This is a genomic window from Amycolatopsis speibonae, from assembly GCF_042647925.1.
Classification (GTDB): domain Bacteria; phylum Actinomycetota; class Actinomycetes; order Mycobacteriales; family Pseudonocardiaceae; genus Amycolatopsis; species Amycolatopsis speibonae.
In genome coordinates this window covers 89,677-103,304 of sequence record NZ_JBHRWK010000092.1, presented here as the reverse complement: position 1 = coordinate 103,304, position 13,628 = coordinate 89,677, and the positions used below count along the sequence as shown (strand labels likewise).

The window sequence follows — 13,628 nt, the reverse complement described above, 5'->3', positions numbered from 1 at the left end:
GCCGCCCGCACCTCGACCCGAACGTCCAACTCACCCAACGGATCCCCGGCCTGCGGCCACGACACCAACGACAAGTTCGACAACGTGCCCTTGCCGACACTGTCCAACCGCCACAGCGGCTCGTCGGTCGGCGGCACCAGGTCGGCCGACCGCGAAACCCGGCCCAACCGCGCGGCGAAGACATCGCCACCACGCGCGACCAGCCGGGGTTCGCCGGTGACAGCCAACGCGCGTTCCAGGGACCTCGGGTCGTCGTCCACGTCGACCACGGTCACCCGGTCCGGATGCTCGCTCTGCACGCTCGACAGCAGGCCCCATACCCCGGAGGCCGCGAGGTCCAACACGTCCTCGCCGGTACTCGCCGCGACAGCCCGGTGGGTCACCACGACCAGCTGCGAATCGTCAAAAGCGCTGTCCGACAGCCATTCCTGGACGAGTTCCAGTACGGAAGACGTCAGATCGGTCGCGTCCCGGCCGTCGGCCGCGCAGTCCACGACCACGATCGGCGGCACGTCCGCGCTCACCGGCTTCAGGTCGAAGCCTGACAACGTGCGCCACTCGGGCGCCGCGTCCGCCGCGATGACCGGCTCCCACGCAAGGCGGAACAGGCTGTTGTCGGCGTAGTCGCCGGCGCTGGGCAACGACTCCTCGGACACTTCACGCAGCACCAGGGAGTCCACCGAGGCGATCGGCTGTCCCGTGCTGTCCGCCACCTCGATCGACAGCGAGTCCTCACCGGTCCTGGTCAGCTTCACCCTCGCCGCGGCCGCGCCGACAGCGAACAGGGAAACGCCCGACCAGGCGAACGGGACGCGCCCGCCCTCGGTCGCGTCCGTACGCAGGACCCACGCGTGGAGACCGGCGTCGAACAACGCCGGGTGCAGCCCGAAGCGGCCCGCTTCACCGACCGCTTCGGAGGGCAACGCCACGTTCGCGAACACCTCGTCGCCCCGCACCCATACGTCGCGCAGGCCCTGGAAGCTCGGTCCGTAGGCGAAACCTGCCTCCGCAAGTCCTTCGTAGAGACCGGTGACGTCCACCCGCCGCGCTCCGGCGGGCGGCCACTCAGTCAGCCCGGCACCGGGTTCTCCGGCCCGCGGCGACAGCGATCCCGTGGCGTGCCTGGTCCACACCCCGTCGGTGGCCGCGCCGTCGAACCGCGAATGGATCGAAACCGCGCGCCTGCCTTCGTCGTCCGGTTCCCCGACCACGACCTGCAGTCGCACCCCGTCCGACTCCGGCAACACCAGCGGCGCCTGCAGGGTCAGCTCCTCGACGCGGCCACAGCCCGTCCGGTCACCGGCGGCGACGGCGAGGTCCACCAGCGCGGTACCCGGTACCAGCGCCCGGCCCAGGATGGCGTGGTCGGCGATCCAGCCGTGCGTCCGCATGGACAGGCGGCCGGTCAGCACCACCCCGTCGCCGTCGGCCAGCTCGACGGCTGCCCCCAGCAACGGGTGTTCCTCCGCGGTGAGCCCGAGCAACGCGGGTTCCGCCGTGCCGCTGAAGGAAGTCGTCTCCAGCCAGTACGGCGCGCGCTGGAAGGCGTAGGTCGGCAGGTCGACGCGTCTGGCGCCGGTGCCGTCGAACACCGTCTCCCAGTCCACAGTGGAGCCGTCCACGGACAACCCGGCCAGCGCCGTGATCGCGCTCCGCGCCTCCGGCCGGTCGCCCCGCAGCACAGACCGGAACACCGTGTCCGCATCGGCAAGGCAATCCTGTGCCATGGCGGTCAGCACACCGTCCGGCCCCAGCTCGACGAACTTCGTCACGCCGTGCGCGGCGAGCGTCTCGACGCCGTTGAGGAAGCGGACGGCTTCCCGCACGTGGCTGACCCAGTACGCGGGTGTGCCCTGTTCGCCGGTGACGGCACCGGACACATTGGACACGATCGGGATACGCGGCTCGTGGAAGGTCAGTCCGCCAAGGACCTTCTCCCACTCGGCGAGCATCGGTTCCATCAGCGGCGAGTGGAAGGCGTGGCTGACCGTCAGTCGCTTGGTCTTGCGGCCCTGCGCGGAGAACTCGTCCGCGATCCGCAGCACCGCGGCCACTTCACCCGAGACCACCACGGCCCGCGGCCCGTTGACGGCGGCGATGTCCACCGCGCCCGCGGCGTTCTTCACCTGCACCAGCACCTCGTCCTCGGTGGCCTCCACGGCGACCATGGCACCGATGCCCACCGGCAGCGCCTGCATCAGGCTGCCGCGAGCCGCGACCAGCGCGCACGCGTCGGCAAGGGAGAACACGCCGGCCACGTGTGCGGCGACGAGCTCGCCGAGCGAGTGGCCCAGCAGGAAGTCCGGCCGGATTCCCCAGGACTCCAGCAGCCGGAACAGCGCGGTCTCGACGGCGAACAAGGCCGCCTGCGTGTAAACGGTCTGGGCCAGCAGCTCGGGCTCGCCGAACACCACGTCCCGCAACGGCTTGTCCAGGTACCGGTCGAAATGCGCACAAGCCTCGTCGAACGCCTCGGCGAACACGGGGAACTCGGTGTGCAGCTCGCGTCCCATGCCGAGCCGTTGCGCGCCTTGACCGGTGAACAGGTAGGCCAGCTTTCCGCCGACCGAGGTGCCCTCCACCACCGAAGGGTCGGTGCCGCGCTCGGCCAAGCCGTGCAGCGCACGCAAGGCGGCGGACCGGTCCTCCGCGACGACGACGGCCCGGTGTTCCCAGGACGCCCGCGAAGAGACGAGCGAGTACGCGAGGTCGAGCAGCGAATCCGTGCCCTGTTCCATGGCCGCGGCCAGCCTGCCCGCCTGTGCCCGCACGGCCACGGCCGACCTGCCCGTCACCACCAGCGGAAGGACGGACGGAATCCTCGTGCCCGGCGCCGAGACGGCCGCCTCGGCGGGTGCCTGCTCCAGGATGGTGTGCGCGTTCGTCCCGCTGAACCCGAACGAGGACACCGCGACCCGGCGTGGATGCCCGTTTTCCGCCCACTCGCGGGCTTCGGTGAGCAGTTCGACGGAGCCCGCGGACCAGTCCACCTGTGCCGACGGCGCGTCCACGTGCAAGGTCCTGGGCAGCACGCCGTGGCGCATGGCCATGACCATCTTGATGATGCCCGCCACCCCGGCGGCGGCCTGGGTATGCCCGACGTTGGACTTGACCGACCCGAGCCACAACGGCTCCTCGCGGTCCTGCCCGTAAGTCGCCAGCAACGCCTGCGCCTCGATGGGATCTCCCAGCGAGGTCCCCGTACCGTGTGCCTCCACAGCGTCCACTTCGGACGCTCGAAGCCCGGCGTCGGCCAGCGCCGCGCGGATCACCCGCTGCTGCGAAGGACCGTTCGGCGCGGTCAACCCGTTCGACGCGCCGTCCTGGTTCACCGCGCTGCCCCGCACCACGGCCAGCACGGGATGCCCCTTGCGCCGGGCGTCCGACAGCCGCTCGACCAGGAGCATGCCGATACCTTCGCCCCAGCCCGTCCCGTCGGCGCCGTCGGCGAACGCCTTGCACCGGCCGTCGGCCGCCAGCCCGCGCTGGGCGCTGAACTCGACGAACGCGCCCGGGGTGGACATCACCGTGACCCCGCCGGCGAGCGCCATCTCGCATTCGCCGTTGCGCAGGGACTGCACGGCCCAGTGCAGGGCCACCAGCGAAGACGAACAGGCGGTGTCGACCGTGACTGCCGGACCTTCCAGCCCGAAGGTGTAAGCGACGCGGCCGGACATCACACTGGCCGAGTTGCCCGTGCCGAGGTGACCGTCGTGGCTGTCCTCGGCACCGGCCAGCACCACCAGGTAGTCCTGCCCGTTGGAGCCGACGAACACGCCGGTCCGGCTCCCCCGCACGGACGCCGGGTCGATCCCCGCGCGTTCGAAGGCCTCCCACGAAGTCTCCAGCAGCAGCCGCTGCTGCGGGTCCATCGCCAGCGCTTCCCGCGGCGAGATGTCGAAGAACGTCGGATCGAAATGCGCTGCCATGTCGAGGAAGGCGCCGTCACGGGTGTAGGTGGTGCCAGGGTTCTCGGGGTCGGGGTCGTAGAGCGTCTCCAGATCCCAGCCCCGGTCCGCCGGGAAGTCGCCGACGGCGTCCACCTCGTCCGCGACCAGCCGCCACAGCTGCTCCGGGTTCTCCACCGCGCCGGGGAACCGGCACGCCATACCGACGATCGCGATCGGCTCGCCGTCCGCCATGACGGACCGCTCGGCGGCGACCTCTGCCACTCCGCCGACCAGCTCGTCGAGCAGGTGCCCGGCCAGGACGAGGGGGTTCGGGTAGTCGAAGACCAGGGTGGTCGGCAGGTCGAGACCGACCGCCGGGACCATCCGGTTGCGCAGTTCCACCGCGGTCAGGGAGTCGAAACCCAGTTCGCGGAAGGCACGGTTCGGCTCGACGGCGTCCGGACCGGCGTACCCGAGCACGACGGCGGCCTCGGTGCGCACCAGGTCCAGCAGGGTCGCCAGCTGCCCGGCGCGGTCCGAACGGGAGAGCTCTTCCCGCAGTCCAGTGGTGTGGGGTTCGACCTGGGTGCTCGCCGCTTCCGGCAGTTCGGTGAGCAGGGGGCTGGGTCGCCGGGAGGTGAACACCGGCGCGAACCGGGCCCAGTCCACGTCAGCCACGGTCACCGTCGTGTCGTGCTGTGCGCCTTCCAGCGCCGCCAATGCCCGCTCCGGCGCCAACGCCGCCAGGCCACGCTTCGCGAGCTGCTCGCCCGCTTCTCCGACAGCCATCCCCGCTTCGGCCCACGGACCCCACGCCACCGACAACCCCGGAAGACCATCAGCACGACGCTGCTCCACCAACGCATCCAAGAACGCATTGCCTGCCGCATAGCCAGACTGACCACCGCTGCCCCACGTCGCCGCGATCGACGAAAACACGATGAACGCGTCAAGACCCTCGGTCAGCTCGTGCAGGTTGATCGCACCCGCGACCTTGCTTTCGACCACCCCACGGAACTCGTCCACCGAGCAGTCCGCCAACGGTGTCGACTGCGCGACACCAGCCGCATGCACCACCACCGACAAGCCTTCGAGCTCGTCGATCAGCTCGGCCACCGCCTCGCGATCGGCCACGTCACAGGCCGCCACCGTCACTCTGGTGCCCGACTCCCGCAAGTCCGCGGCAAGATCTTCCGCACCCGGTGAAGCCGCCCCGCGACGGCTGACCAGCACCAGATGCTCGGCACCTCGCTGAGCCAGCCACCGCGCGACCTGACCGCCCAAGGCCCCGGTGCCACCGGTGATCAGCGCCGTGCCACCGAAAGCCCACGGTTCCTGGTCGGCCGCACCGGCCCGCACCAGACGACGCGCGAACACTCCGGACGCCCGAACCGCGACCTGGTCCTCGACACCCGCGAGCACACCCAGCACCCGGTCGTCACCCGAAGCGGGCAGGTCGATCAACCCGCCCCACACCTCGGAATGCTCCAGCGCCGCGACCCGGCCCAAGCCCCACACCTGCGCGGACTCCGGCGCCGACAACCGATCCGACCGGCCGACGGAAACGGCACCCCGGGTCACCGCCCACACCTTCGAACCAGTACCCACCGCCGCCTGGATCACCGGCAACGTCGACGCAGCATCCAAACAGGACACAACACCGGCGAAACGGCCAGGCACCAACAACTCCGAGAGGTCCGGCTGCTCGGCGACCACAACCTCACCAAAACCAGCGAGAGCATCACCTTCAGCCAGAGGCTCCGGCGAGAGCACCAGCCACTCGCCCTCCGGCAGGGCTTCGGACGCTCGCACGGGCACCCACTCCGCCCGATAGCGCCAGCCATCGACCACAGAGGACTCGCGGCGCTTCCGCCGCCATGATGAAAGCGACGACACGAAGCTGTCCAAGGGCTGACCGGCTTCGAGTGCCAGGGACTTCGACAGCGACTCCAGGTCTTCACGCTCGACCGCGTCCCAGAACTCCGCGTCGACGTCGTCCATCGGAGACGCGGTAGCGCTGCCCAGCTCCAGCCAGAAGCGGTCGCGCTGGAAGGCGTAGGTGGGCAGGTCCACCGGGTTTCCGTTGACCAGGGCGGTCCAGTCCACCGCGATACCCCGGGTGTGGAGCGCGCCCAGCGCGGCCATGGCGGTGCGGACCTCAGGCCGGTCACCGCGGAGCAGCGGGACGAACAGAGCTTCAGCATCCGGGAGACAGCTCTGGGCCAGCCCGCTCAACACACCGTCCGGGCCCAACTCGACAAACGACGTCACACCCTCGGCGGCCAGAGCCTTCACACCGTCGGCGAAACGCACGGCCTGACGCACGTGATCCAGCCAGTACCGCGGTGACGCCAAGTCTGCGACGAGACCACCGGACACCACCGGAATCACCGGTGCGGTGAACGTGATGCTCTCAAGTACCTCAGCGAACTCCGCGAGCATCGGCTCCATCAACGGCGAATGGAACGCATGACTCACCTCAAGACGCTTCGTCTTACGCCCCTTGGCCGCAAACTCTCCCGCGATCCGGGAAACCACTGCCTCGGCACCCGAAATCACCACCGAGTTCGGGCCGTTCACTGCTGCGATCCCGAACTCAGCGTCAGGCTCGAACTCGTCCTCGGTCGCCTCGATCGCGACCATCACGCCACCATCAGGCAACGCCTGCATCAGGCGGCCGCGGGCGGACACCAACTTGCCCGCATCCTCCAAGGAGAACACCCCAGCAACATGCGCAGCAGCGATCTCACCGATCGAATGACCCAACAGGAAATCGGGGCGCACACCCCACGACTCGACAAGTCGATACAACGCAACCTCAAGCGCGAACAACGCAGGCTGCGCGAACTCCGTACGACCAAGATCACCCAACGACGGCAGGAACTCGCACGCCGCATCAAAAGCCGCCGCAAAGACAGGGAACTCCGCATACAGCTCCGCCCCCATACCGACCCGCTGCGAACCCTGGCCAGCGAACAGGAACGCCGACCGGCCACGGGAAACCGTCCCGGTGACGACGTCGGCCGAGGAGGTGCCTGCGGCCAGCGCGGTGAGCGCGGCCAGCAGTTCGTCCCGGTTCGTGCCGAGGGCCACGGCGCGGTGTTCCAACGCCGACCGCGTCGTGGCCAGCGAGAAGGCCACGTCCGCGAGTTCTCCGTCCTCAAAGGACGACAACCGCGAGGCCTGCGCCCGCAAGGCCGCGGCGGTCTTGCCGGACAGCACGAACGGCACCACCGAGGGCAGCCGGGGCTCGGCGGCAGGCTCGATGGCCGGGGCCTGTTCGAGGATCGTGTGCGCGTTCGTCCCGCTGATCCCGAAGGAGGAGACGCCTGCCCGCCGGGGGCGGCCGGTGTCCGGCCACGTGCGGGCACCGGTGAGCAGTTCCACCGCGCCGGCGGACCAGTCCACCTGTGTGGACGGTGCGTCCACGTGCAGCGTCTTGGGCAGGACACCATGCTGCAGGGCCATGACCATCTTGATCACGCCGGCCATTCCCGCCGCGGCCTGGGTGTGCCCGACGTTGGACTTGACCGAACCGAGCCACAACGACTCCTCGCGGTCCTGCCCGTAGGTCGCCAGCAGCGCCTGTGCCTCGATCGGGTCGCCCAGCGCGGTCCCGGTGCCGTGTGCTTCGACGGCGTCCACTTCGGACGGTTCCAGCCCGGCACTCGCGAGCGCCGCGCGGATCACCCTCTGCTGTGACGGGCCGTTGGGCGCGGTCAGCCCGTTCGAGGCGCCGTCGGAGTTGATCGCGCTGCCGCGGATCACGGCCAGCACCCGGTGGCCGTGGCGCTGAGCGTCCGACAGCCGCTCGACGAGCAGCATGCCCGCGCCCTCGCCCCACCCGGTGCCGTCGGCGGCGTCGGCGAACGGTTTGCAGCGGCCGTCCGCCGCCAGCCCGCCCTGTGCGCCGAACTCCTCGAACGCGTTCGGGGTGGACATGATGGTGACCCCGCCCGCCAGCGCGAGTTCGCACTCGCCCCTGCGGAGTGCCTGTGCGGCAAGATGCAGTGCCACCAGCGAAGAGGAACAAGCGGTGTCGACGGTGATCGCCGGGCCGCCCAGCCCGAAGCTGTAGGCGATCCGCCCGGACGCGACGCTGGGCGTGGTGCCGGTCAGCACGTGGCCCTGCACCCCGTCGGGCGCCTCGGCGCCCACCGCGTAGCCCTGCGCCGCGGCGCCCACGAACACACCGGCCTGGCTGCCCCGGACCTGGGCCGGGGTGATCCCGGCGCGCTCGAACGCCTCCCACGCGGTCTCCAGCAACACTCGCTGCTGCGGGTCCATCGCCAGCGCTTCCCGTGGAGAGATGCCGAACAAGCCGGGGTCGAACTCGGCGGCGTGGTAGAGGAAACCGCCTTGGGGCGCGTAGGACTCGTCCGCGGCGGTGGTCCAGCCACGATCGGCGGGAAACCCGCCGACCGCGTCGGTCTCGGCGGTCAGCAGCTCCCAGAGGTCCTCCGGCGAAGCCACCCCGCCGGGGAAGCGGCAGCCGATGCCGATGATGGCGATCGGTTCGTCGTCCGCCTTCGCCCTGGTGGCCGTCGACCGTTCGGCCGGGGTCGAACCGGCCAGCTCGCCGAGCAGGAACCTCGCCAGCACGGCGGGCGCGGGGTGGTCGAAGACCGTCGTCGCCGGAAGCCGCACTCCGGTGACGGCGTTGAGCCGGTTGCGGAGGTCGACGCCGGTGAGCGAATCGAAGCCCAGTTCGCGGAACGCGCGATCGGGTTCGATCGCCTCGGCCGAGCGGTAGCCGAGGACCGCGGCGGCTTCGGTGCGGACGAGGTCGAGCAGCACGCGTTCGGCGTCGGCCGCGGACAGCGCGGCGAGCCGTTGCCGCAGGGTCGCGTCGCCGAGTCCGGTGACGGCCGCCGCCTTGCCGCGTCCTGGCCGGATGCCGGCCAGACCGTGCAGCAGGCGCGGGACCTCGGTCTTCGCGCCGCGCAGGCCATCGGTCTGGAGCCGGATCGGGACCAGCAGCGGTTCGTCCGCGGCCAGTGCGGCGTCGAACAGTTCGAGCCCTTCGGCTTCGCCCAGTCCCTCGACTCCGTCACGGCTGAGCCGCGCGACGTCGGCTTCTCCGAGATGCCCGGTGATGCCACCGAGCCGCGACCAGAGACCCCACGCCAGTGAAGTACCCGGGAGCCCGGCGCCGCGCCGCCGATGGGCCAGCGCGTCCAGGAAGACGTTGGCGGCGGCGTAGCCCGCTTGCCCGGCGGCGCCGAAGACCCCGGCGGCTCCCGAAAACACCACGAACAGGTCCAGGTCGAGGTCACGGGTCAGCTCGTCGAGGTGTACCGCCGAGTCCACTTTGGACCGCAGGGTGGCACTGACGCGCTCCGGGGTCAGCGTGTCGACGAGGCCGTCGTCCAGCGCGCCCGCGGTATGCACGACACCGGTCAGCGGCCGGTCCAGCCCGCGCAGGACCGCGGCGAGCTGCTCACGGTCGGCGACGTCGCAAGCGGCCACCTCGACCTCGGCGCCCAGTCCGGTCAGTTCGGCGGCCAGCTCGCTCGCTCCGTCGGCGGCGGGCCCGCGACGGCTGAGCAGGAGCAGGTGACGCACGCCGTGTTCGGCGACGAGGTGCCTGGCCAGCAGCCCGCCGAGGTTGCCGGTGCCGCCGGTGATCAGCACGGTCCCGTCCCCGCCGAGTCCCTCCGGCGCTTCGCCCTGGACGACGCGCGCCAGCCGCGGCACGAGCACCACGCCGTCCCGCACGGCCAGCTCGGGCTCACCGGTGGCCAGTGCCGCGGTGAGCAGGCCGAGATCGGCGGAATCGGTGACGTCGGCCAGCGCGAAGCGGCCGGGGTTCTCCGAACGCGCGGAGCGCACCAAGCCCCAAACCGCCGCCGAAGCGGCGTCCGGCACGTCCTCGCCGGGGTCCGCGGCGATCGCGCCCTGGGTCACGAAGACCAGCCGCGAGCCTGAGAACCGTTCCTGCTTCAGCCAGTCCTGCACTACAGACAGTGCCTTGTGGACAGTCCGATGTGGATCGCCCTCGACGTCCTTCCAGTGCAGCAGGACGGTGTCCGGCACGGGCTCGACGTCGGCCGGTACCGGGTACTCCGGCAGCGCGGCGAACTCGGCGTCGGGCAGCGGGAGGGTTTCCCAGCCGACCCGGAACAGGTTCTTCGACCGCCCGGCTCCCGTCGCCGACGCGGGCCGCAGCGCCAGTGACGCCACCGACGCGACGGGATTTCCCGCGCCGTCGGCGGCCAGGAGGGACACGCTGTCGCCCGCGTGCCGGGTCAGCCGGATCCGCAACGCCGACGCGCCGGTCGCGTGGAGGGACACGCCGGTCCAGGAGAACGGCAGGTATGCCCCGCCACCGCCGAACGACACCGCGCCCAGTGCGTGGAGACCGGCGTCGAGCAGCGCGGGATGCAGTCCGAAGTCGCCCGCACCGGTGTGCTGCTCACGCGGCAGCTCGACCTCGGCGAACACCTCGTCCCCGCGCTCCCACACCGCGCGCAGGCCACGGAAGACCGGGCCGTACTCGAGGCCGACACCGGCGAGTCCGGCGTACAGGCCGTCGATGTCGACCGGTTCGGCCTTCGCGGGCGGCCAGGTGTGCAGTCCCTCGGCCGTGCCCGGGTCCGGCGAGAGGGCGCCGGAGGCGTGCCGCGTCCACGGCATCCCCTCCTCTTCCCGGGAGTAGAAGACCAGGCCACGCAGCCCCGTCTCGTCGGCCGCGCCGACCACGAGCTGCACCTGGACCCCGCCGGTCGCGGGCAGCACCAACGGCACCTCGACCGTCAGCTCCTCCACCCTGGCGCAGCCGACCCGGTCGCCCGCCTGCCCGGCCAGTTCCACGAAAGCGGTGCCCGGCAGGAAAACCCGTCCCAGTACCCGGTGTTCGCCCAGCCACGGGTGGGTGCTCAGCGAAAGCCGTCCGGCGAGCAGGACCTCGTCGCCTCCGGCCACTTCGACCACGGCGCGGAGCAACGGGTGCTGTCCCATGGCGCCGAGCCCGGCGCCGGCGACGTCACCGTGCAGCGCGGGCGAGCTGGTCGGCCAGTAGCGCTCGCGCTGGAACGGATACGTGGGCAGATCCTGCGGAATGGTTCCGATGTTGCCGAGCAACCCCGGCCAGTCCACGTCCACACCATGACAGAACGCCTCACCAGCAGAGAGGAGGAACCGCTCCAGCCCGCCCTCGTCGCGGCGCAACGTGCCCACCACGGGGACATCGACGGTGTCCTCGATCGCCATCGTGAGCACCGGATGCGCGCTGACCTCGACGAACATCTGCAAGCCCTCAGCGGCCAGCCGCTCCACCGCGTCCGCGAACCGGACTGTCTGACGCAGGTTTCGGTACCAGTAGCCACCCGACAACTCAGCCGTGTCCAGCCACTGGGAGTCCACAGTGGAATAGAACGGGATTTCGCCCATGCGCGGGGTCACCGGGGCAAGCAGCTCGGCCAGCTGCGTCTCGATCCGCTCCACGTGAGCCGAATGCGAGGCATAGTCCACCGCCACCAACCGAGCCCGAACACCCTCAGCCTCATACCGGGCCTTCGCCGCAGCCAGCGCATCGGGGTCACCGGACAACACGACCGCGTTCGGACCGTTCACCGCCGCGATCGACACACCCTCATCGACCTCCGTCACCGGGGCGGCCACCGACAACATCCCGCCGAGACCGGCGAGTTCGGCGGCGATCGCTTGGCTCCGCAGCGCCACTACCCGAGCCCCGTCTTCCAGGCTCAAACCACCCGACACCACCGCGGCCGCGATCTCACCCTGAGAGTGACCGACCACCGCCGACGGAACCACACCGAGCGAACGCCACACAGCGGCCAGCGACACCATCACCGACCACAACACCGGCTGAACAACATCAACCCGACCCAACGCGGCCTCATCGTCCAAAACATCAAACAACGACCAGTCCACAAAGGACTTCAAAGCGCTGTCGCACTCCGCCATCCGCGAAGCGAACACCGGGCTCTCCTGCAACAGAGCCGAGGCCATGCCGAGCCACTGCGAACCCTGACCAGGGAACACAAACACGACGCGCTCCACACCGGAGCCAGAACCACGCGCCACACCAGCCGGCTGGTCACCTGCCGCCAACGCGGCAGCCAGACCGGCCTGGTCCTCACCCACCAGCACCGCACGGTGCTCGAACACCGAACGACCGGCCAGCCCCGCCGCCACACCCGCGGCGTCACGGTCGATGGCGAAGTCGGCGAGCCGGGTGGCGGTCTCGGTCAGCGCGCCCGCCGACTTCGCCGACAACACCCAGGGCGCCACCGGCGCGGGCACCGTGACGACGGGTTCGGCCGCCGGGGCCTCTTCGACCACCACATGCGCGTTGGTGCCGCTCATGCCGAACGCGGACACCCCGGCCCGGCGGGGGTTGGCGCCCACCGGCCAGTCCTGGGCCTCGGTCAGCAGCTCCACCGCACCCGCCGTCCAGTCCACATGGGACGAGGGCCGGTCGGCGTGCAGTGTCTTCGGCAGCTTTCCGTGCCGCAGGGCCATGACCATCTTGATCACGCCCGCGACTCCCGCGGCCGCCTGCGTGTGTCCCAGGTTCGACTTCACCGAACCGAGCCACAGCGGGCGATCGCGGTCCTGGCCATAGGTCGCCAGCAACGCCTGAGCCTCGATCGGGTCACCCAGCGCGGTCCCCGTGCCGTGCGCTTCCACGGCGTCCACATCGGACGGCGAAAGGCCCGCACTCGCCAACGCCGCACGGATCACCCGCTGCTGCGAGGGACCATTCGGTGCCGTCAAACCATTCGACGCGCCATCCTGATTCACCGCGGAACCACGCACCACGGCCAACACCGGGTGACCGAGCCGCTGCGCGTCCGACAGCCGCTCCACCAACAGCACGCCGACGCCTTCGCCCCAACCCGTGCCGTCCGCGCCCTCGGCGAACGCCTTGCACCGGCCGTCGGCGGCCAGCCCGCCCTGCGCGGAGAATTCCAGGAACGCGCCGGGCGTGGACATGATCATCACGCCGCCGGCCAGCGCCATCGTGCACTCGCGGCGGCGCAGGGCCTGCACGGCGAGGTGGATCGCGACCAGTGAGGACGAGCAGGCGGTGTCGACCGTGACCGCGGGGCCCTCCAGGCCGAAGGTGTACGAGAGCCGCCCGGACACCACGGCGGCGGCGTTGCCGGTGAGCAGGTGCCCCTCGGTGTCCTCGGCGGAGGCGCGCAGGACAGCGGCGTAGTCCTGGCTGCTCGTACCCATGAACACGCCGACCCGCGCGCCCGACATCGCGGCGGGGGCGATGCCCGCGCGCTCGAAGGCCTCCCACGAGGTCTCCAGCAGCAGCCGCTGCTGCGGGTCCATCGCGAGCGCCTCACGGGGCGAAATACCGAAGAACGCGGGATCGAACCCGGAGGCGTCGTCGACGAACCCGCCGAGCCGGGCGAACCCCGGCTGGTCGAGCTCCCAGGCGCGGTCGCCGGGGAAGTCGCCGACCGCGTCGGTGCCCGCCAGCACCAGGTCCCACAGTTCCTCGGGCGTGCGGACGCCGCCGGGGTACCGGCAGCCCATGCCGACGATGGCGATCGGCTCCTGCTCGGCCACTTCCCGTTCACGCAGGCGCCTGCGCGTTTGATGCAGGTCAGTGGTGGTCAACTTGAGATACTCGCGAAGTTTGTCTTCACTGGCCAATCTGAGCCACCTCGATCACCGCAGACCACGAATACACCCTTGACCGGCACGATCGATCTCGGTGCCGGGAACCAAAGAAAAAAGTATTCGACGGGCGACGGG

At 70.7% G+C, this 13,628-nt stretch carries 1 protein-coding gene; it reads right to left on the bottom strand.

What is annotated here, in order from left to right:
* Positions 1–13,526, bottom strand: a 13,526-nt coding sequence (locus tag ACFOSH_RS39070) for a type I polyketide synthase (protein WP_378245946.1), incomplete at its 3' end; no start/stop codon positions are given.
* Positions 13,527–13,628: the final 102 nt, after the last annotated feature.